General features: G+C 51.8%; 28 protein-coding genes and 1 pseudogene. 22 read left to right on the top strand and 7 right to left on the bottom strand.

Going from position 1 to position 18,253, the window contains the following annotated elements; all coding sequences use genetic code 11:
* Nucleotides 1-695: 695 nt before the first annotated feature.
* The 5 genes from L2W58_RS00005 to L2W58_RS00025 all read right to left on the bottom strand — a co-directional run bounded on the left by L2W58_RS00005 (nucleotide 696) and on the right by L2W58_RS00025 (nucleotide 5,565).
* Nucleotides 696-2,651: a hypothetical protein gene (locus L2W58_RS00005; protein ID WP_236100881.1), complete on the bottom strand. Its 1,956-nt coding sequence runs from the start codon at nucleotides 2,649-2,651 to the stop codon at nucleotides 696-698.
* Entirely contained in the window at nucleotides 2,638-2,814 is a 177-nt protein-coding gene (locus L2W58_RS00010; protein ID WP_236100882.1) for an ImmA/IrrE family metallo-endopeptidase, read from the bottom strand. Before L2W58_RS00010 ends, L2W58_RS00005 begins: the two co-directional genes overlap by 14 nt.
* Before the next feature lie 25 nt (nucleotides 2,815-2,839).
* On the bottom strand, nucleotides 2,840-4,336 hold the full coding sequence (locus L2W58_RS00015; RefSeq protein WP_236100883.1) for an SNIPE associated domain-containing protein: 1,497 nt from the start codon (nucleotides 4,334-4,336) through the stop codon (nucleotides 2,840-2,842).
* A gap of 82 nt (nucleotides 4,337-4,418) precedes the next feature.
* On the bottom strand, nucleotides 4,419-4,880 hold the full coding sequence (locus L2W58_RS00020) for an ImmA/IrrE family metallo-endopeptidase (protein ID WP_236100884.1): 462 nt from the start codon (nucleotides 4,878-4,880) through the stop codon (nucleotides 4,419-4,421).
* 49 nt (nucleotides 4,881-4,929) lie between these two features.
* Nucleotides 4,930-5,565, bottom strand: coding sequence for a helix-turn-helix domain-containing protein (locus L2W58_RS00025; RefSeq protein ID WP_236100886.1), 636 nt, complete (start codon nucleotides 5,563-5,565; stop codon nucleotides 4,930-4,932).
* 159 nt (nucleotides 5,566-5,724) lie between these two features.
* Here L2W58_RS00025 and L2W58_RS00030 point away from each other — a divergent pair.
* The 16 genes and pseudogenes from L2W58_RS00030 to L2W58_RS00105 all read left to right on the top strand — a co-directional run.
* Nucleotides 5,725-5,907 (top strand): annotated as a pseudogene (locus L2W58_RS00030) (helix-turn-helix domain-containing protein); the annotation flags it as partial.
* A gap of 138 nt (nucleotides 5,908-6,045) precedes the next feature.
* Nucleotides 6,046-6,183 carry a hypothetical protein gene (locus tag L2W58_RS00035; protein ID WP_236101349.1) on the top strand — a complete coding sequence of 46 codons (138 nt, stop codon included), beginning with the start codon at nucleotides 6,046-6,048 and terminating at the stop codon, nucleotides 6,181-6,183.
* On the top strand, nucleotides 6,170-6,730 hold the full coding sequence (locus tag L2W58_RS00040) for a hypothetical protein (protein WP_236100887.1): 561 nt from the start codon (nucleotides 6,170-6,172) through the stop codon (nucleotides 6,728-6,730). Before L2W58_RS00035 ends, L2W58_RS00040 begins: the two co-directional genes overlap by 14 nt.
* 175 nt (nucleotides 6,731-6,905) lie before the next feature.
* Nucleotides 6,906-7,160: a hypothetical protein gene (locus tag L2W58_RS00045; protein WP_236100889.1), complete on the top strand. Its 255-nt coding sequence runs from the start codon at nucleotides 6,906-6,908 to the stop codon at nucleotides 7,158-7,160.
* On the top strand, nucleotides 7,161-7,457 hold the full coding sequence (locus L2W58_RS00050; RefSeq protein WP_236100891.1) for a helix-turn-helix domain-containing protein: 297 nt from the start codon (nucleotides 7,161-7,163) through the stop codon (nucleotides 7,455-7,457).
* Nucleotides 7,458-7,469: 12 nt separating this feature from the next.
* On the top strand, nucleotides 7,470-7,796 hold the full coding sequence (locus L2W58_RS00055; protein WP_236100892.1) for a hypothetical protein: 327 nt from the start codon (nucleotides 7,470-7,472) through the stop codon (nucleotides 7,794-7,796).
* On the top strand, nucleotides 7,797-7,988 hold the full coding sequence (locus tag L2W58_RS00060) for a hypothetical protein (protein ID WP_236100893.1): 192 nt from the start codon (nucleotides 7,797-7,799) through the stop codon (nucleotides 7,986-7,988).
* A 2-nt stretch (nucleotides 7,989-7,990) separates the two neighbouring features.
* Nucleotides 7,991-8,239 (top strand): hypothetical protein, encoded by a 249-nt coding sequence (locus L2W58_RS00065; RefSeq protein ID WP_236100894.1) that lies wholly within the window; start codon nucleotides 7,991-7,993, stop codon nucleotides 8,237-8,239.
* Nucleotides 8,239-8,463: a hypothetical protein gene (locus tag L2W58_RS00070; RefSeq protein ID WP_236100895.1), complete on the top strand. Its 225-nt coding sequence runs from the start codon at nucleotides 8,239-8,241 to the stop codon at nucleotides 8,461-8,463. The genes L2W58_RS00065 and L2W58_RS00070 overlap by 1 nt, the downstream gene beginning before the upstream one ends.
* 81 nt (nucleotides 8,464-8,544) lie before the next feature.
* The gene (locus L2W58_RS00075) at nucleotides 8,545-8,832 is read left to right on the top strand and encodes a hypothetical protein (protein ID WP_236100896.1); all 288 of its coding nucleotides are present in this window, start codon (nucleotides 8,545-8,547) and stop codon (nucleotides 8,830-8,832) included.
* Between the two features lie 4 nt (nucleotides 8,833-8,836).
* Nucleotides 8,837-9,703 (top strand): helix-turn-helix domain-containing protein, encoded by an 867-nt coding sequence (locus tag L2W58_RS00080; protein WP_236100897.1) that lies wholly within the window; start codon nucleotides 8,837-8,839, stop codon nucleotides 9,701-9,703.
* A complete protein-coding gene (locus tag L2W58_RS00085; RefSeq protein ID WP_236100898.1) occupies nucleotides 9,700-10,134 on the top strand; it encodes a hypothetical protein in 435 nt (144 codons plus the stop codon). Before L2W58_RS00080 ends, L2W58_RS00085 begins: the two co-directional genes overlap by 4 nt.
* A 22-nt stretch (nucleotides 10,135-10,156) precedes the next feature.
* Nucleotides 10,157-10,381 carry a hypothetical protein gene (locus L2W58_RS00090; protein ID WP_236100899.1) on the top strand — a complete coding sequence of 75 codons (225 nt, stop codon included), beginning with the start codon at nucleotides 10,157-10,159 and terminating at the stop codon, nucleotides 10,379-10,381.
* 18 nt (nucleotides 10,382-10,399) lie between these two features.
* The gene (locus L2W58_RS00095; protein ID WP_236100901.1) at nucleotides 10,400-11,110 is read left to right on the top strand and encodes a DUF2786 domain-containing protein; all 711 of its coding nucleotides are present in this window, start codon (nucleotides 10,400-10,402) and stop codon (nucleotides 11,108-11,110) included.
* Nucleotides 11,110-11,277, top strand: a complete 168-nt coding sequence (locus tag L2W58_RS00100) for a hypothetical protein (RefSeq protein WP_236100902.1) — start codon at nucleotides 11,110-11,112, stop codon at nucleotides 11,275-11,277. Before L2W58_RS00095 ends, L2W58_RS00100 begins: the two co-directional genes overlap by 1 nt.
* A gap of 16 nt (nucleotides 11,278-11,293) precedes the next feature.
* On the top strand, nucleotides 11,294-11,794 hold the full coding sequence (locus L2W58_RS00105; RefSeq protein ID WP_005659056.1) for a hypothetical protein: 501 nt from the start codon (nucleotides 11,294-11,296) through the stop codon (nucleotides 11,792-11,794).
* A 168-nt stretch (nucleotides 11,795-11,962) separates the two neighbouring features.
* Here the strand turns inward: L2W58_RS00105 and L2W58_RS00110 are convergent, their stop codons facing one another.
* Both L2W58_RS00110 and L2W58_RS00115 read right to left on the bottom strand, forming a co-directional pair.
* Entirely contained in the window at nucleotides 11,963-12,235 is a 273-nt protein-coding gene (locus tag L2W58_RS00110; protein ID WP_236100904.1) for a type II toxin-antitoxin system RelE/ParE family toxin, read from the bottom strand.
* Nucleotides 12,235-12,495, bottom strand: coding sequence for a type II toxin-antitoxin system RelB/DinJ family antitoxin (locus L2W58_RS00115; RefSeq protein ID WP_236100906.1), 261 nt, complete (start codon nucleotides 12,493-12,495; stop codon nucleotides 12,235-12,237). Before L2W58_RS00115 ends, L2W58_RS00110 begins: the two co-directional genes overlap by 1 nt.
* Before the next feature lie 166 nt (nucleotides 12,496-12,661).
* Between L2W58_RS00115 and L2W58_RS00120 the strand changes: the two genes are divergently transcribed.
* The 6 genes from L2W58_RS00120 to L2W58_RS00145 all read left to right on the top strand — a co-directional run bounded on the left by L2W58_RS00120 (nucleotide 12,662) and on the right by L2W58_RS00145 (nucleotide 18,249).
* Nucleotides 12,662-12,862 (top strand): hypothetical protein, encoded by a 201-nt coding sequence (locus tag L2W58_RS00120; RefSeq protein WP_236100907.1) that lies wholly within the window; start codon nucleotides 12,662-12,664, stop codon nucleotides 12,860-12,862.
* A gap of 13 nt (nucleotides 12,863-12,875) precedes the next feature.
* Nucleotides 12,876-13,538, top strand: a complete 663-nt coding sequence (locus L2W58_RS00125; RefSeq protein ID WP_236100909.1) for a tyrosine-type recombinase/integrase — start codon at nucleotides 12,876-12,878, stop codon at nucleotides 13,536-13,538.
* A 573-nt stretch (nucleotides 13,539-14,111) separates the two neighbouring features.
* Nucleotides 14,112-14,642, top strand: a complete 531-nt coding sequence (locus L2W58_RS00130; protein WP_236100910.1) for a hypothetical protein — start codon at nucleotides 14,112-14,114, stop codon at nucleotides 14,640-14,642.
* A gap of 2 nt (nucleotides 14,643-14,644) precedes the next feature.
* Nucleotides 14,645-16,519: a terminase gpA endonuclease subunit gene (locus L2W58_RS00135; RefSeq protein WP_236101332.1), complete on the top strand. Its 1,875-nt coding sequence runs from the start codon at nucleotides 14,645-14,647 to the stop codon at nucleotides 16,517-16,519.
* A 4-nt stretch (nucleotides 16,520-16,523) separates the two neighbouring features.
* A complete protein-coding gene (locus L2W58_RS00140; RefSeq protein WP_236100912.1) occupies nucleotides 16,524-16,715 on the top strand; it encodes a hypothetical protein in 192 nt (63 codons plus the stop codon).
* On the top strand, nucleotides 16,699-18,249 hold the full coding sequence (locus tag L2W58_RS00145) for a phage portal protein (RefSeq protein WP_236100913.1): 1,551 nt from the start codon (nucleotides 16,699-16,701) through the stop codon (nucleotides 18,247-18,249). The genes L2W58_RS00140 and L2W58_RS00145 overlap by 17 nt, the downstream gene beginning before the upstream one ends.
* Nucleotides 18,250-18,253 lie beyond the last annotated feature (4 nt).

Genomic DNA, 18,253 nt, shown 5'->3' on the forward strand with positions numbered 1-18,253 from the left:
CATTATGTCCCCCTCTTTCTGAGACCTATGATACAGCAGCCTGTTCTTGACCTTAACCTAGCAACTTACTCGGTGGTCCATTTTTCCGGGTCCACTATACCCTTCCCAAAAAAGGAAGGGCTCTTTGATATATTTAGTTAAAAAGTGGCGGAGGAGGTGTCTGTAGAACCGAATAAAAAGAAATCAGCTATTGCAAGGCTTTGCAGGTTTAACATAAACGAAGAGGTACGGTGATCGTTACGGTTTTTTCTCCGCTTGTCCTTTTCCTTCGGAGCATTACCCCCTGAAATGCGGCTTTTCGAAACTGATCCGTAAAACGGTTTGTAGCCCCTCCAGAACGCACTTTCGATGTAAAAGGCAATCTCCCCCCAGGTAGAGAAAGAAATGCCTCTGATGGCCGTCCTGAAGGCCAGAGACGAAGAAAAGAAACAGGCACGCATTCGATACAACATCTGGCGAGCCGAAAGAAATAAGGCTTTACGAAAACTCATTTCTAAGGTGATCTGAAAGTCTTTTTAGAACTCATTTTCAATGTTAAGCGCATGGAATTGCTTAACAAAGAAAGAAAAAACTCCTTTTTGGAGATCAACTATCATGGATATTGGGTTAATGGGCAAGAATGTCATTCGAACGGATTTATACGATAATATTTAGCTATAAAAATTGTAAATTGACTAAAGTTATTTTTTTGTTTTTTAGATCTCTATCTTTTGATTTCTTTTTAATATTTTTGCCCTGTAGTTTTGTTTGATTTTTTTAGGATAAAATAAAAAAAGTTTTTTTAAATCTATCTTGAATAACTTGACGCAATAACGAGCGCAATAAGCTAGCATTGCGATAATTCCTGGGAGAATGTAACTGTTTATCTTGTTTATGCAAAAAAGAATGTCTAGTATTTTTTTGTAAAATGTAACTGTTGTTAAAATCAACAGTACTAAAATAGGTATAATTAGCTTTAGAATGAGACCTATAGTAGCTTCTCTTTTTGCCTCTTTTTTCTCTTGTTCTCTTATAAAATTCATCATGGCTTTGTTTTTATATTTATATGGATTTACGACTTCATCTTTTTTTAGTACTTCGTCAGTTATTAGGTCCTCTTGTCCTGCAGAAACATCATTTAAACGCTCAAGAGTTTCGTAAGTTTTTAGTAGCCCGTATGATTCTTCGGTAATCAAGCCTTTTGATTGCAGGTTTTGTGCTTGTTCGAATACTTTTTTGATGAATTTATCATCAGGTTTTGTAATAGAAGAAGCAAGGGCCAAGATTTGTTCTTGGGGAAGATGGGGTTTTTCTAGTGGTATTTTTACCCAAGCTATGTTGATTAAGTCAAAATACGTTATTGCAGGTGGTATCGATTTTTCTGACTTTTGTTCTATGTCTATTTGATAAATTTTTGCTGCTTTTACTAGTGCATGATTTTGAGTAACGAAGATGCATTTACATTCAGATATTTTGTCTCTGTATGTGTCTTTTCTTTCTGAAAAAATGCATCTAATAGAGTTTATGTCATTTAGTAAGGCTTTTGGGTTTTTGTATTTTATAAATCTTTCAATTATTTCTTGTAATTCAGGCTCATTTATCTGGTATTTTGTATCTTTGTAACTTGGAGTTTGTACTATGCCCATGTAGTTTGATAGTGTTGTGGTTAGTTCCTTTGATTTTAAAATTAAATCAGATTTCTCTAGCTTTTGTTTTTTTGCTTCCCAGATAATACTTCCTTCAGCCTTAGGGTTATTGATATTTTTAGCGGCTGTCTCTATAGTAATTTGAGCCTCTTCGATGGAATGAGAAAAGCATTTTATGTTGCCGTTTAATTTTTTTATTAAACTAAAAAGAGTTTTCATGGATTCTTCTTCTAATGACCCCTCTAGTCCTATTGTTTTAAAAAGCAATGGCGTATCTACGTAAAAAGTAACATTTTTAAAGTTATTTTTTACGTTTTCCTTGTTTAGATCGTTGCAAAACATACTATTTGCAAAAATATTAGCTGTAACTAGTAAGGAAAAATATTCGAATAGTTCAATGTTGTGCAGGAGTTTATTTTTAATAAAAGAGCTTACTATTTTTATTTTTATATTCTTTTCATCTTTTACATCTGGAAGTATCGTTGTATTTGTGGAGTCTGAAATCAAACCCATGCAGGGAACTGAAAATTTTGATATGAATAGTATTAGAGCGTCAAGGGCTTCCTGTTTTGTTAGTGTTATTAGTGTGTTTGAGCTTGTTTTTGTGAACTCATGAAGTTCTGTTGTAAGTTGTTTTATTTTTATAGTGTTATTGCCTATCTCTTTTTTGAGATCGTGATCTGGGAATTGAATTAAAAAAACATATTTTTTGTTTTTTCGTTTTATTTTTTTTGATTTTATCATTCCCGAAATAGAGAGCTTTACCACTGGAGGAGGAATAAGTAGGGAGAATTTTTTATTTATTGCTTCAGAAGCTTCGTTCTCATCAAAAGGGACATTATAATCATCTATGCTATTTGTTATGAGTTCTCCTATATATTCGTATGAATTGAGCCCCTTGTCAATTTGAGTTTTTAAAATAGCTAGACTGACAAGCGAATTATCAAGGTCATTCATGTCTAAGGTCATCTCCGTTCTTTGTCTATACTTTCTTTTTGTCCCCTCTATTATCCTATCTCCTTGCATCCTCCAGCCGTATCTGCATAGCCAGAGGGCTGACTCCGAATATCTGCGCCAGTTGCTTTGTGTCGTGCTTGTAGTGGATCGATTGAAGAGCCGTCTTGGACATAAGGAGTTCCGCCGCGAAGACGTTGGCCGCCTGTTCCGTTCTTGGCCCCCACGATTTCACAGGGGTCGATGCCTTGCCTTTTTTCCTAATCCGCTGCGACAGCTTCCTCTTCTGTTTCTGCGCCTCCTTCCTCTAGCTCTTCAATCTCATCGTCGTTCAGGTCGATGAAGTCCTCCAGGGTCAGCTCCCGATTCAGCCAATCCTCTTTTGCTTGTGGATCTTCCTTTATCAGGCGGTCGATGGCCTGGCTTTCCTGATACTCTTTGGCCTCTGCCGCTATAGTCCACTTCGTCTCTACGCCTATCTCGTCAACTTGCCTGCGGATCTCCTGAAGAGAGGCTCTAAAGAACTCCTTGCGCCGGTTGACCTTATTGACCTGGGCCAGCGCGAAATGACGGTGTAGGGCATTCTCGAGTGAGGGAGCATCCTCGCTCCAGATCATGGCGTGTACATCGAACTCGAAGGGTACGCTTGCGTCGCCTAACTCCTTGATGCGGTCGAGGGGCTCCAAACGTCGAGTCATACCGATCTTGTAAACGTCCTCTCCGAAGGATCCGATATTGGAAATAACATAGACATGGCCGCGTTTAGTCTGCTGTGCCATGGAGATTGCCCTTTGGTTTCTCTCCTCCGCCTCCTTTACCTTTTGTTCCATCTCGGCAAGGCGATCTTCGTACATGGCCTTCTGTTCCTCGCTGGCATCCTCGTATTCCTTGCGAACCTTCGCCATAGCTTCCTGAAGGATTTTCTCTTCTTTTTTGGCTTCCTTGATTGCCTTTTCTATCTCCCTTTGCGCTCGTGCCTCTTCACGCATCTGGGTTTTTATCTGGCGTTGTTCCTCTTTTTCCTGGGCGCGTAACTCCATGACTACGACCATGAGACGTAACTCCTCCAGGCGCAGCGCCAAGTAGTTTTCATCGATATGGGAACTGGAAAATTTTGAGCCGTTGTAGTTCAGCAGGTTATAGACATCTATGATCTCCTGGTGGAGCTTGCCATAGTTGTCCTGCTTGACTCTGGTGAGGATGGATTCCACCTTGCCGTTGAACGCCTCCGTTATCAAATTGATAGCGGCGTCTTTTTTATCCTGGTCTTTCAAAGTGGATTTGGCCGAGCGACGGTCTTTTACGGCCCTACGGATAGCCTTACGGATGTCTTTCAGTCCTTCGGCGGTCTTCTTGTACCCGTATTCTTCCGCCAGCTCGTCTACGAGGGAACTTCGGGGAATAATGTATCTGTCCCCATAGCCTTCGATATGGTTCTTGATGGCTGTGAGGGTGTTTTTATAAGATTTTATCTCGCGCTGAACCTCCAGGCTTTTTTCTTTAAGCCTGGAAAGTTCTTCGTTGACATCGCGAATTGGACGGTACTTAATAAGAGTCTGATTCTCTTCGTAAAGTTTGACGTTTTCAGACAGGACTTTCTTTCGCTCTTCCTGACCTTCCTTGTATTCCTTGATGTGTTGAGCTTGGATGATTTTCAATGTTTCAATGGTCTTATTGGCCTTCTCAAGTTTTTGGTTGGCCTCCTTGAAACTTGATTGGAAGGTGATAGTTCCTAAAAAGAAGATAAGCAGTAACACGATATAAAAGATAGTCACCGGCAATACACGCCCTTTCTACGTGCAATGCCCCTCCAGGGGAACCCCATTCCCCCTATTGTTTCTACCTCCCAATTTCCTCCAGCCGTATCTGCATAGCCAGAGGGCTGACTCCGAATATCTGCGCCAGTTGCTTTGTGTCGTGCTTGTAGTGGATCGATTGAAGAGCTGTCTTGGGCATTAGGAGTTCTGCCGCGAAGACGTTGGCCGCCTGTTCCTCTCGAGGAAGCCATGATTCCGGAGAGTCCAGGGAAAAGGCGGCTGGGTGGCCGAGGACATAGTGTCCCAGTTCGTGAGCCACGGTGAAGCGGCGGCGTTCGTAGGGTAGGGCGGTGGAGACAAGGATAATCTTTCGGTCTCCGTGGATGAAGAGGGTGCCGTCGATGTGTCTGGCTTTACTGTGGCAGATTTCGATCCCCAGCTTCCGACAGAGCTTGCTCAGCCGAATGGGGATCATCCGTTCCATTCCGTATTTGCCTAGCAGGGTTCGGGCCATGACCCGGATCCTGGTTCCGTTGTTTGTCATTCAATCCTCCTGCGCTTGGTCTTTGGAATTTGCCTCTATCGCCTCCCTATCAGTACTCATCCGTATGGTCCTCCAGCGTGATCTTGCCCAGTGCCGCTTTGAAGAGCGTTGCCAGGAACTCCCGGTCTTCCGGGGCCAGCCTGGTGACGTTCTTGGCCACGTGGCGGAACTTCAGGACTATGTCCGGATCCTCCGCCGCCAGCATCTTCATCAGAGTTTCGAGGTCTTCCTCGCTCTGTCCCTTCTTTTTCTCCGTCTCCTGCTGTGTTTCTCCGTCCCGGGCCGAAAGGTACCTTCCGTAGGCTTTGATGAGCTTCTGCTTGAGGACGCTATCCGCCCGATCCTCATATTTTTCCATCAGCTCGAGGTCCTCCGCCGGGAGATCTATCAATGCGGCGGCCTCGTCAAGTGAGAGCCCGGTTTCCTGCCTCATAGGGGCCAGTATGCCGCTGGGAACCTGCCTATCGGCTTTCTGTGGCGATGGATCGTTGGTTTCACCCATGAAGTAACCCGTCGGAACTCCGAGAGCTCTTGCTATAAAAGAGGCTTGGATTATGTCGGGTACAGTTAAGCCTTTCTCCCACCTTTGCACGGTAGACCTAGATGCATTGCATTTTTCTGCAAGCTCTTCTTGGGACATACCGCATTTTTGGCGCATACCTTTGATTCGTTCATTAACCTTCACGATATATCCACCCTTTCCCCATTGCATTGTCGCAAATATGATGCAACGACTCAAGGCCCAATAGAGACGCCTTGGGGCTTCTTTTTTGAATCAAATGAGTCTCAAGACCTATTTACAGCTTCATATATGATGCGGTAAGGTGTTTGTAGATCGGAGGTGATGCTTTTGCTGGGGGTGGAAATAAAAAACAGGAGGCTTTCTCAGGGATATTCGCAAAAGAATTTGGCTAAAAATCTAGGCATTAGTCGAGCAACGCTTCAAAGGTGGGAATCTGGAACAACGGAACCGACAGCTTCTCAGGTTCTCTCGATGGCGGAGTTTTTAGAGGTTTCTTGCGATGAAATTTTGGGTTTTAGGACCTATCCAAGACATCGAAAATCATTGCAAGAGATCGATATTCAATCAATCCAGGGTCTCTTTTGTAACCTTGTCCGAACCATCGGAGAGCTGTGCGAGCGATGCGATTCTCCTGAGGAGGTTATGGATCTCCTGCTGGACGTAGGCGAGGACGGTCGAATCAACCACCCGAAGAACGAGGCGTTTATAGATCTCCTGGAAGCCCTGGTCCCCCTGGCCGGGGAGGTGTTGAAGGCGGTGAAAAGCGATGAGTTGGCTTAATGCGATTCTGTTTTATCGTCGGGCGATCGACAAATTCACGATGGAAATCGAACCGTGGCCACTTGTGTTCGATGCTCCCGAAGAGTGGTCCAGACGCCCGTCGAAACCGGCTCCGGCCATCGAAATACAGACCGGTAAGACTAGGCCGTTCCCTCTAGCCATTCGACAGGATCCGGACGAGCTTTTAGCGATCGAGTCGTATGACTACGATGCTTCAAACGAAGATTTTATGGCATATGCGAAATCTCGTCTGGGAAAAACTCGGTTTAACGATTCCCGAAATTGGTTCGGAAAAGCCGTGAGGTCGGTTTCTTTGACGAAAAGGGAGTTCATGGAGTCGAAGGCCTGTGTGTTTCGCAAAATCTATTTGCAGGGACGCAGACGTATCGCAAGAGGTGGAAAGATCCGCAAACTGAAACTCCGGCATGTACAGATTATCCCGGATTCCAGAAGGTTGGAAAGCTGGGAGATCATTCAAATAACCAGGGGGCATTTGCAGGATGTATGGGAGCTGTGGAGAAGGGAAGTGCGCCGTGGCTTGTGTTGAACTAACTGGCCTAGCCACGGTCAAGTATTCGATTGCGGTCTGGCAGAGGACTTCGAGTTTGGGTGGTATGTACGAAGTTTTTTAGCCACGGCGCAAGTGTAAGTTAGCATATTCTAAGATTTTGTGCATGGTTTTTCTTCCCCCAATAGGGGGGCTCATGGGAAGGAGTGAGGCCATGAAGCGGCTGAGGCCGGTAAATAGATCCTATCGCAATGGTTCGGTTGTCAGGGTGCGTAACAAGTGGGTGGCTATGTCCGACATCGACACGGCCAAGGCGGTAGTCGAGGTCGCCAGAGGGATGCCGGAGGATGCCACGATCTACGATCTGTACGACGAAACCCGAGATCGAGGGATCCATTCGGATGAGCCTGTGGAATGGGGGCTAGATGATATGGATGTCCGCTGGTGGCGGGAGAGGAGGCGAGGATAAGTGGACGTTGTTGCGATGGAAACTATCTTGACGGAGCTCCAGGAAACACGGCGAGAGCTCAATGAGACTCGCCAGGAGGTTCAAGAGACCAGACGTCTTTTGGAGAAATACCACAACCCTAATCGATGGATATCGGTTAAAGAGGCGGCTGAAATAGCTGATGTTTCGGAGAGACAGATTTTTCGTTGTGTAAAAAGCGGAGAGGTCTTTTCGAGGAAGTTCGGAGGAAGCCGAAGGATATCGTTTGCCAGTCTTGTAGCCTACACGGCTGAAAGGGCTGCGAAAGCTACTGCATAAGGAGGGGAAATCGTGTCAAAGAAAAAACCGGTGTTGATTTCTGCCTACTCGAAACAGCGGCAGATGATGGTCAGCGACCGTAAAAAGGCCATGGAGGAGGCTAGAGAGAACCGCATCAGGGCGGCGATGAACTGCCCGGTGGTGTGTCGTATGTCGGCATCGCAGGAGCTTCAGGATCTTAGGGATCGTTTGGAACTGGAACGGGCCGAGCTGGATTATGCGGCCAGGTTGGTCGAGAGATACAAGGACTCGTCGGCCAGGAACCGTTATCGCAGAACGGAGCTACAGGTGGCCACTCTGGAACGTCGAGTGAGATCCGCGGAAAGGGCGGTGTATTGAATGAGGTTGATGAAGGCGGTTGAGAGGTTGAAGAGGCATAGGAGAAAGACTCGCTGGTATCGGGTGAACATGCAGAACTACGCCAGGCGGACCCTGGACATGATTGCCGCCGAGGGGCCGGAGGGAGATCTTAGAAGCCGTATCACCTTAGGTCAGGTCGAGGTTTTACGTGCCATGGCGGGGAGGTCGTAATCGTGCCGTTTTACGGAAAGTTGTTGCGGGAACTCCGTCGTCAGGAGCAGGACGCTCTGAGGCAGGAGCGTGACGCACTGAAACGAGAGATCTCCATGGCCAGAGAGCTTATCGTCGTTCAGGACATAGCCTTCGAGCGTCAGCAAAAGAAGCTGGAACGGGCGATAGATGAAAACCTGTCCCTGAAAGAGGACCTGGCCGAGATCGAGTCTCGCCTGGGTGGGATAGTCGGCGGCGAGGAGGCGGTTTGATGCCTATGCCTGTGCGGCGTTGTGCCAAGTGTGGGTCGATCATCGGGAAAATCATGTACCTGGGACCTAGATGCACCGATATTTGCGAGGTGTGCGGCAACAGGCTGAGAGATGGATTCGATGTGGGCAAGGACGTGGCGGGACAGATTTACCTGGGGGACGTGTCGGAGGGTAAAAAAAGAACCCGCTCGGCGGCAACCGAACGGGCGTGTGTAAGCAGATAGCTGATCTACATACATTACAAGGCAGGGAGGTACGAACTCCCTGCCTCCAAGTATATCACATACGGAGAGGACGTGATCTTTATGGAAAGCACCACCACCACGCAATCGAAGCCGATCCGTCCGGAAAAGAAGGTCCGCCGGGTAGCTCGGAAGGAGCATCGCTGCGACTGGTGCGGAGGGGTTATCTATCCGGACGAGAAGTATGTATTTCTGGAGTTCTTCGTAGAGGAGCGAGACAGATTCGTCGATCGAAAGTATCACGAGGATTGTTTCGAAGCCATGGAGCACGACCCGGCGGTAAAGTCCGGCAGGCATCGTCGCAGAGGCCAGATCAGAGGCTGCACCGTCGAGGAGAGCTACAGGGGGTGACCATGTGGAGCGCAACATAGTAATAGACAACCGAAAGTTCTGGTTCGCCAGGGTGGACATCTCCGTACTGCTGGACGAAGGAATAGACGCCTATGCCAAAGCCACCTACGCCGTACTGTGCGCCTACGCCGGTTCCGACAGGGAGTGTTTTCCAAGTGCGGAGACATTGGCCAAAAAGGTGAAGTGCAGTAGAGACCGACTCTTCAAGAGTCTCAGGATACTGGTGGAGTTCGGGGTGTTGGAGAAGGTGACCCAGTCCAACAAATCATTCCAGACGGTCAACAAATACATCCTAACGGGAGGCTCCGATTCCACTCAGGCAGTCCGCCAAACGGACACCGAGAGTCCGTCAGAAAGACTCCCGCAGTCCGTCTCACGTACCCCCGGTGTACGCCAGGCGGACCCCCGGTGTCCGTCAGACGTACACAGAACTAGAGACATAGAACTAGAACCAAAGAACGATAAAGACATAGTGGGCAAGTCCGCCGAAGACACGGCGGGACTTCCCCTCGACCCCGTGCCCGGGGAGGAAGTCGTACCCCAACCGGTTGAGACTCCGCCTCCCTGTCCCTACAGGGCCATAGCCGATCTCTGGGACGAGGTGATGGTCCCTATGGGCAAGCGAGGCGTCAGGATCCTCTCGGAGACCAGACAGAATACCCTGAGATCCCGATGGAGGACCAAAGGAGACCCCGGAGCCCCTCCATGGCCATGGGCCGACCTGAAAACCTGGCGGGACTACTTCCTCTACGTCTCCCAGAGCAAGTTTCTGGTGGACGGCAGATTCTGCGACTTCGACTGGGTGATAAAGAAATCCAACTGGATCAAGATCCGGGAGGGCAAATATCACCAGGAAGGAGACTGCCGATGATCCGTCAGGCCTGCGGTCCCGATCTCGTCGGTGACCTGAGGGAAATGCTGGCCCGTAGGGGCATAGCCGTCAGGGAACGCTCCGAGGAAGAGCGGTGGAACCGGGTCATGGCCTACGTACGCAAAAGGCTGAACTACATAGGCCCCATAACCCGGGAACTCTTCCCTGAAGAACTCTGCGACTACGAAACCCTGGTCGACTGGGGGGAGCACTGCGACAGCTGTAGCAACCCGGCGAAATGCCCCCACTACGGTTACAGGGGCGAGATCCGGATGAGGAAATACTGGAAAGGCAAACACTACGCCTCGGGCGTGTTCGTGCCCGAATACTACGGCGGGAAATGCGGTGCATATCTGGATGCCAAGAAGGAAAAGGAGCGGGACAAGAAAGACGCCCCGTCGGGATCTCCCTCCGGAGGCTTCCGGTGGTGAGAGGAAAGGATGGCGGTGTAGAATGAACTTCACCGAACGAGAGCTCTGGGAAATAGAGGACAAGCTGGAGAGCGCCCTTAACTCCAGGGCGACGGCTAGATACATAGTGGATTGCGTCAGAGAACGGGATGAAATGGAAGACGCTCTTGACGTGATGTATTCCGAGATTCGGGATATAAAGGACTCGCTTCGTAGGATAGATTTTGAGATCCCCTCCCGTCCCAGGGAAAGCACTGTATTCCGATAGATCGAAAGGGAAACGACCATGAACGACAGGATAAAGGAACGGATAAGAAAGCTACTCAAGATAGCCGAGGACTCGCCCTATCCCGCCGAGGTGGAAACCGCCCTGCTGAAGGCTCAGGAACTAATGGCGCTCAACGGCCTGGAGAATGGCGACATCGATCCCTCCGAGCGGGGAGACGTGGTGGAGAAGGACATCGACCTGGGGGGCAGAGTGGAAAGCTGGAAGGGGTATCTGTCCATAGTGTTGGCGGAAAACTTCCGGTGCATGGCCTACAGGTCCAGAAGAGTAAGGCATGGCGATAACGGGGCTCCTGCCGTTTTCTATAGCGTCGTCGTGATCCTGGGAAGGGGCGAAGACGTGAAGATAGTCTTCGATGCCTTCTGTAAATGCGTCACGGCGGTAAGCAGATTCGCCATGGAATACAGAAAGAGAACCGAGGAGCGGTGGCGTACAGTCAGGAACAGCTACTTCATGGGATTTGTCCGAGGGCTGGAAGACCAATTCGAGGAACAGAGAAAGAAAAACCCCGAATGGGGGCTGGTGCTGGTGAGAGATCCCGAGGTCGAATCGGCCTACGAAGCCCTGGGATTGAAAAACGGCGGAGCCAGCCGAACCGTCCTACGGGGACAAAACGCCTATGCGGACGGTTACGCCAGAGGCAAGGGCTTCTCCCTAGAAGACGACCCTTCTTTGAGGGAGGCTGCCAGCCTGAAAATAGCGGCCACGTAATGATCCCCGGAGTTTATGATACCGAAGACCCCGACGAGGTGGTGGCCTGTAGGGCTCCGTGGAGACACAACGAATACGGAATGGGGTGCTCCTGGCGGCCTGAGGGCTGTCGGGAGTGCCGCTATGCGGTGACCAGGAGGAATAAAGAAGAACTGGAACGCAAATAGAGAAGGGGGCTTCGGTGTGGATCAGGTGGAACGGTTGGCCAGGGCGATAGACATCCTGGTCGAATACTATCCTTGCGCTTTCAGTGTTTTGCTTGGCGAGGCCGAGCCCCCGACCGACGACGAATGGATAGAGATAATGACCCGCCGGAGGCTCTATGTCTCCGGAGCGGCGGAGGACCCGGGCGTCAGGATAGACAGGGACCCGGATCACGACGGGATACTGAACCAGACGATAGCGCTGGACGAGGTCCGGGGGGTGATAGAGAAAGCGGGCTGGCCGGCCATAGTGGAATCGGCCAGAGCCATAAAGACCTTCTTTGCCGAGGACTGGGAGATCTTCTGTCTTCACGTCCGTTTCGTAACAGGCAAGACCAGGTTGGGCGGGAAGTCCCCGTTACAGAGAGTGGCCGACAGGGTCGGAATGTCACCCGGCACCGTGACCAGGAAGAGGCAGGAGATCCCGATGATGATAGCCCGGGATGCCCTGAAGGGGTTTCAGATAGCTCTGAAATGGTGACGTTATGACGACGTTATGACGATGATAGTTGTTACTATATCGTTGCTATAACGTGGATGATAAATTTGAAAACGGCCTTATACTGATAGTGTGCCACAACAAGAGAGCAGCCCGGGAGTGCAGGCCCGGGATTTCCCGATATAGCCCCGACGCCCCAGCGCCGGGGCATTATCTTTTGAGGATGTCCGAGTGGGTACCGGTTCTGATCAGTGAAATGGCTTGTTGATCGACTTTGTATATCAGGATCCAATCGGGTTCTATGTGAAGCGAGCGATGGCTGCCCCAGTTTCCTAGCATGGGGTGATCATTGTATTGTTCGGGAAGTTCCTTACCTGAGACTAGGATTTGGAGTGCCTTCTTCAGCTTGTCCGTGTCTTTGCCCCGTTTTACCTGTAGTTTTACGTCCCGTTTGAACTGACTTGATCGTTTCAGCTTCGGCATCAGATACCGAGATCTTCATACAGGTCGTCGAGAGACTGAAACTCTTCTCCTTCTCCGGAAGCGACCTCGGCCATAGCCTGCCTGGTCTTGGCGTTGGGGATCTCTACCGGAAATGGAAGTCGTCCGCTCGTTCCGATCTGTACCAGCGTCATCCTGACGGCGTCGGATATGGATAGCCCCATCTGAGAGAGGACTTCCGATGCTTTCTGTTTGGTTTCGCTGTCTATGCGAACTCTGATAGAACTATCACAGGCGGTCATATTTATCGCCTCCTTGTAGCCACATTGTATCAACGTCTTGGAGGATGATCAATTAAGTCTTTCTTCGGATCTGGCGATTATGCCGAGGGCCCGAAGTCTCGTATGCCATCTCTTTCTTGGAGGTGGCCTTTTTTTATGTCTTGCGAAAGACAGGAGGGGGTTGGACATGTACGTTATCTGGTGTCGTAAAGAGGGACGGGGCGGGTTGCGTGTCGGTGTCTCCGACGCCAGATCTCCCATTCCCTACATGGCCGATCCCATCACCATCGTCGAACCCTGCGACGTGCGCCTCATGCGGCGCTGGCTCAGGCGTAGGGCGAAGAAGGGATGGAGCCTGGAGCGGTTGAGAAGGTCTTGCGAGGGATGAGGAGGGAGCGGGATTGAAATACACGAGTCCCTTCCGAGGCAGGAGGCAGATCAACCGGATGAAGCGGGCCATTCTGGAAAGGCCGGGGAGATTCAGCCGGGAGGCGGCTTTGAGGGATTACGCCCTTTTCGTCTTCGGGATCAATTCGGCCCTCCGGATCGGAGATCTGCTCGACCTCAAGGTGGACGACGTCCTGGCCGGTAGAAGCTGTCGTCTCAGGATAGAGGAGGAAATACGGCTTCGGGAGGGAAAGACCGGTAACATCCGGACGTTCCCCCTCGTAGACAAAAGCCGGGAGGCCCTAAAGGACTATCTGCGCTACAGGAAGGATCTCAGGGGCTTGGCTAGAGACGAGCCCCTATGGGCCGCCGTCCGCCGAAAGGGAGAGGATATGCGGGCCATATCGAGGATGCAGGTCTACCGGATGCTGAACGATGCGGCGGTACGAGCCAACGAGGCATCGCCTCCGGCGGAGCGGATCAACCTTCGAACCACGTCCATCGGCTGTCACTCCATGAGGAAGACCCTGGGGTACATGCTCTATTACGAGGGTGATTCGGTGCCTCTGGCGGATATCCAGACCATGTACGGCCACTCGTCGGAGAAGGTTACTCTGCGTTATCTGGGCATCACGAAAGAGATAACGGACGGCCACTACAGGGCCTTGAATCTGTGATTGATTTGGATTCATAATGCCACATTTTAAATCAATCATGGAATCGAGCTCGTCTTGTTTGGTCCTTGATCGGGCCGTAGGGGTTAAACATCGGGGTTTTCGGGGCTCATTAGCGCCGAATCGAAGAAAAGAATCCGGTGTTTGCAAGGCTTCCCGGCGTCGGAGGGTTAATAATGAGATGGTCTGAAACGGTCGTTTTTAATCATTTTTCGACTATCTTCGAGAAAAAGCCCGTTTCCGAGTTTAATAATCTTCCGCTCGAAGGCTATCCAAGCCGGTAGTGGGGCGGTTTTCCGAAAGAGGTTGTTCTACGTTACTCCCTATCATTGAGTTACGCTGTAGAGAATCCCGAAGAGGTCGATTTCGCCCGATTCGACAAGCCGTGAGCCCGGTAGTCGCAAAGGGAAAACGTTACGGGTCCTTCCTGGGGGGTGGGGGCCTCAGGGGTCGGTTGCACCGATGGAAAAATCTCGATTAAAATACGAAATTGGGGTTAAGGGTTAAGCATCAAATATCAATAAGCATAGAACATTAAACGCCGAAATGGGGTGGAAACTAGAGTTTACTTAGGGGGTGATCCGCCTGGCGAAACCCAACATCAAGGTCGAGGGCGACAGGATAATGCTCTCCACCAAAAGATGCGCCGCCTTTTTCGGGGTGACCTCCAAGACGATGTCGGAGTGGAAGAGATCCGGCTGTCCTCAGGCCGGTAGAGGGTGGTGGGATCCGGAGGAGGTTTATAGGTGGCGGTGCGGACTGGAGAGCGACAGCCCCGACAACGACGGTAACTGGCAGGCGGTAAAGCTGAAAGCCGAAGCCGAATATCGCAAGGCGAAGGCGGCTCAGGAGGAGATCCGTCTTAAGGTTCTGGAGGGGCGGTACATTCCGTTCGAGCAGGTTCAGGATGCCTGGGCCGATCGTCTGGTGATCTGCCGGACCAACATGTTCGGCTGGGTCAATACTCTGCCTCCTCTGCTGGAGGGCATGTCTCGGACGGAGATGGAGAAGATTCTGGGAGAGGAGATCCGGATTCTCTGGGAGGGGTATTCGAGAGACGGCCCCTTCACACCGGCGGGCAAGAAGGAAAAGGAGGTGGTTCGTTGATCGTGCCTTGGACATCCGCGGAACTTGCGGCCTGCAAGCCTCCGGAAAGAATGACCGTGAGCGAGTGGGCGGACCGTTATCGGATCCTGACTCCCAGGCTTGCCGCCAAGCCCGGACCGTGGAGGACTTCCTACATGCCCTATCTCAAGGGGATCATGGATGCCTGGAACGAGCCGGGAGTGGAGGAGATCGTTCTGTGCAAGGGAGCTCAGGCGGGGGCGTCGGAGGCGGCGAACAACTGTCTGGGTTACACGGCCTGTCAGGATCCCGGGGCGGCTCTGGTGGTGTATCCCACCGAGGATATCGCGGAATGGGCCAGCGAAAACCGGCTTCAGGACATGATAAAAACCAGCAACGTATTCAATGGGATCTTTCGGGAGAGGGAGTCGGATCGTCTGGAGCTTCAGTTTCGGGGAATGTATATAGCTCTCACCGGAGCGAACAGCCCCGCCGCTCTCTCCGCCATGCCTATGAGATACATAATCTTCGACGAGATCGACAAGTATCCGAGGTATTCGGGCCGGGAGGCTAATCCGCTGAAGCTGGGGAAGGAGAGGACCAAGACTTTTCCCAACCGAAAGCTGATGTACATATCCACTCCGACCCTGGAGACCGGGAACATCTGGCGGCTTTTGCAGAGGTGCGACGTCGTCTATCGGTACGAGGTTCCCTGTCCTCGTTGCGGAGAGCTCCTCTCCTTCTCCTTCAAGGATGTGTCGTGGCCCGAGGATCTCACGGAAGCCCTCAGGAAGGAGGACGATCCCACCGCCAGACAGAAGATAATTCGCCAGGTGGAGGATCGGGCGTGGTATCGCTGCCCTCACTGTGAAGGAAGGATAGAGGATCGGGACAAGTCTTTTATGCTTGGCGAAGGCAGATGGGTTTCGGAAGGAGCCGAGCCGGGGAAGATCCGTCGGATAGGTTTCCACTGGAACTCGATATATTCTCCTCAGATTTCGTTCGGTGCCGTGGCTTCGGAGTTCCTTCGGTCGAAAGACAGTCCGGAGGATCTTATGAACTTCATAAACTCCTGGCTGGCCGAGCCCTTCAGGGAGTCGGTGGCCAAGGCGGAGCCGGAGAAGGTTCTGGAGGCTTCCGGAAATTATTCCCGAGGAGAGGTGCCGGACGAGGCGGTGGCCATTACCGCCGGAGTGGACGTTCAGAAGTCGGAGGCCTATTACGTGGTGCGTGCCTGGGGTCCCGGGCTTACGTCCTGGCTTATCGAGTATGGCCGGTTCGACACCTGGAACGAAACGGACCTTCAGGACGGTCTGAGGGCCCATATAGTGGAGCCGGTCTATCGTTTCGGCGACGGTCGTCTGTGTCAGATCGGCTACTGCCTTGTCGACTGCGGCTACAGGACCGACGAGGTTTACGACGCCTGCGTGGTGTACGGCGATGTTCTGGGTCCGGTCAAGGGGGCCTCTCGCAGGATGGACGGTTATTACCGCCGTCACGTGGTGGACCGCAAGGGCCGGAAAGACGGCCTCACCATGCTGGAGGCGAATACGTCTCTGCTGAAGGATTTCATTTTCGGACGTATGACGAAGGAGCCCGGGACTAGAGGGTCGTGGTCGCTTTTCAGGGACTGCCCGAGAGGATACGCCGAGCAGATAGCGTCGGAGCACAAGGTGATGGTGACGGATGCCAGGACAGGTTCCAGTCATCACGAGTGGAAGAAGATCTCCGGACACGCCGCCAACCACCTTCTGGACTGCGAGGTTTATGCGACTCTGGCGGCCAGAATGCTCAACCTGCACTACATGCCGACGGAGGAGGAGCGGGAGGCCATGAGGCCGTCGTCTTCTTCCGTGGATTCCGCCGAAGGTGCGGGATGGCTGAAGGGCGGCGGTTCGGGATGGTGGAAAGGGAGGTGATCTAATGACCCTGACGGAAGAACTGGCCATGTACGAAAAAGCCGAGGCCGAGATACTGGAGGGGGGACAGGCCTTCGAGGATAACGGATTGAAGATAGACAGACCCACTCTGTCCCATATACAGAAACGGATAAAGGAGCTTCGGGGCATGCTGGCCATGGAAGAGGGAGGAGGTCCTCATGTCGTGGTTTGGTAAGGCGGGTTACGTGCTGGACCGGGCCGTGGGACTGGTGGCTCCCGGAGCCGGTGCCAGACGTATGGACGACAGGGCCAAGATGGAGGCCCGATGGGAGAAACGCAACTACGACGCCGCCAGGATAGACCGCTACGGAAGCGGTTGGGTGGCGGTGAATAAAAGGCCGGACGAAACCGACCGAGTCTACAGGGATAGGATAAGGGCCAGGGCGAGAGACCTCGAACGAAACAACGGAATTGCTCAGAGCGTTCTGCTTGCCATGGAGCGTCACGTCGTAGGCACGGGGCTACGGCCTCAGGCTAAAATCCTCGATGCCGACGGAACGGAGAACGAAAAGCTGAACCGGGAGATAGAGGCCCTGTGGGAGGTGTGGGCGAAGCCGAAGAACTGCGACATAACCGGCCACGACGGGTTTTACGGTCTTCAGCGGATGATGGTCCGCCGGATGGTTACGGATGGAGAGATATACCCGATTCTCACGGCTCCGGAGGACGGATTCATTCCGTTGCAGATACAGATGATGGAGGCCGACGCCCTTGCGACCTGGATGCCCCGGGCGAAGGATAAGCGGATAGTTTCGGGAGTGGAGGTCAACGAGTACTGGCGTCCTCTGGCCTATTGGTTCTACAGGGACGACATGGAGACGTCCTCTTTCGGCAGAACCACCGAGGCGGTGAGAGTGGATGCCGGGCGGGTGTTGCCGATGTTCGTAAAGACCAGACCTCAGGCGGTGAGGGGCATAAGCCAGTTCGCCCATGTCATGGGCAATATCAGAGACTCGGGAGAGTACATGGATGCCGAGCTGATGGCGGCCAGGATAGCGGCGTGCTTCGCCGCCTTCATAAAGACGGGAAGCGGGAACACTCCGTCGATAGGAAGGAACGCCACGGTCCAGGACGCCCTGGGCAGGGATAAGAACGTCACCAGACTCGAGCCGGGAATAGTGAATACCCTTCCGGACGGGGCGGATGTGGAGTTCGCCAACCCGACCCACCCGAATACCGGTGCCTCTGATTTCGTGGCTTTGCAGCAGAGACTGATAGGGGCGGGAACAGGGCAGAGCTACGAGGTGGTGAGCAGGGACGTCAGTCGAACGAACTACAGCTCGGCCAGGGCCGCATCCCTCGAGGACGAGGAAGGATACAAGGTGCTGAGGCAGTTCATGGTCGAGAGGGTCCTCGAGCCTCTATGGGAGGCCTTCGTCTGTGCCTGCGTTCTGTCCGGAAAGCTGAACATACGGGATTATTTTCAGCGTCCCGATGTGTATAACCGGTGCCGGTGGGTTCCTCCCGGAAGGCAGTGGGTGGATCCACTCAAAGAGGTATCGGCTATCACGAAGGAGATGGAGGCCGGAATAACAACCCTTCAGGATGTATGTGCCTCCAAGGGCAAGGATTGGAGGGAGGTGTTGGAGCAGATATCGCGAGAGAGGGAGTATATGACGTCCCTTAATCTCGGAGGTCTTGCCGGATCTTCCGGGATAGGGCAGGAGGCTCTTTCGTTGATGGCTCTGGATAACGGGAAAGGAGAGTGATTGC

Origin of the sequence: Dethiosulfovibrio faecalis (genome assembly GCF_021568795.1) — a bacterium.
Classification (GTDB): Bacteria; Synergistota; Synergistia; order Synergistales; family Dethiosulfovibrionaceae; genus Dethiosulfovibrio; species Dethiosulfovibrio faecalis.

Bases quoted from the DNA above. Each gene is read 5' to 3' on its own strand.
- L2W58_RS00005 (WP_236100881.1), bottom strand. From the start codon at position 2,651: ATGCAAGGAGATAGGATAATAGAGGGGACAAAAAGAAAGTATAGACAA.
- L2W58_RS00020 (WP_236100884.1), bottom strand. From the start codon at position 4,880: ATGACAAACAACGGAACCAGGATCCGGGTCATGGCCCGAACCCTGCTA.
- L2W58_RS00035 (WP_236101349.1), top strand. From the start codon at position 6,046: ATGGATCTCCTGCTGGACGTAGGCGAGGACGGTCGAATCAACCACCCG.
- L2W58_RS00040 (WP_236100887.1), top strand. From the start codon at position 6,170: ATGAGTTGGCTTAATGCGATTCTGTTTTATCGTCGGGCGATCGACAAA.
- L2W58_RS00045 (WP_236100889.1), top strand. From the start codon at position 6,906: ATGAAGCGGCTGAGGCCGGTAAATAGATCCTATCGCAATGGTTCGGTT.
- L2W58_RS00060 (WP_236100893.1), top strand. From the start codon at position 7,797: ATGAGGTTGATGAAGGCGGTTGAGAGGTTGAAGAGGCATAGGAGAAAG.
- L2W58_RS00070 (WP_236100895.1), top strand. From the start codon at position 8,239: ATGCCTATGCCTGTGCGGCGTTGTGCCAAGTGTGGGTCGATCATCGGG.
- L2W58_RS00075 (WP_236100896.1), top strand. From the start codon at position 8,545: ATGGAAAGCACCACCACCACGCAATCGAAGCCGATCCGTCCGGAAAAG.
- L2W58_RS00085 (WP_236100898.1), top strand. From the start codon at position 9,700: ATGATCCGTCAGGCCTGCGGTCCCGATCTCGTCGGTGACCTGAGGGAA.
- L2W58_RS00090 (WP_236100899.1), top strand. From the start codon at position 10,157: ATGAACTTCACCGAACGAGAGCTCTGGGAAATAGAGGACAAGCTGGAG.
- L2W58_RS00095 (WP_236100901.1), top strand. From the start codon at position 10,400: ATGAACGACAGGATAAAGGAACGGATAAGAAAGCTACTCAAGATAGCC.
- L2W58_RS00100 (WP_236100902.1), top strand. From the start codon at position 11,110: ATGATCCCCGGAGTTTATGATACCGAAGACCCCGACGAGGTGGTGGCC.
- L2W58_RS00110 (WP_236100904.1), bottom strand. From the start codon at position 12,235: ATGCCGAAGCTGAAACGATCAAGTCAGTTCAAACGGGACGTAAAACTA.
- L2W58_RS00115 (WP_236100906.1), bottom strand. From the start codon at position 12,495: ATGACCGCCTGTGATAGTTCTATCAGAGTTCGCATAGACAGCGAAACC.
- L2W58_RS00120 (WP_236100907.1), top strand. From the start codon at position 12,662: ATGTACGTTATCTGGTGTCGTAAAGAGGGACGGGGCGGGTTGCGTGTC.
- L2W58_RS00140 (WP_236100912.1), top strand. From the start codon at position 16,524: ATGACCCTGACGGAAGAACTGGCCATGTACGAAAAAGCCGAGGCCGAG.
- L2W58_RS00145 (WP_236100913.1), top strand. From the start codon at position 16,699: ATGTCGTGGTTTGGTAAGGCGGGTTACGTGCTGGACCGGGCCGTGGGA.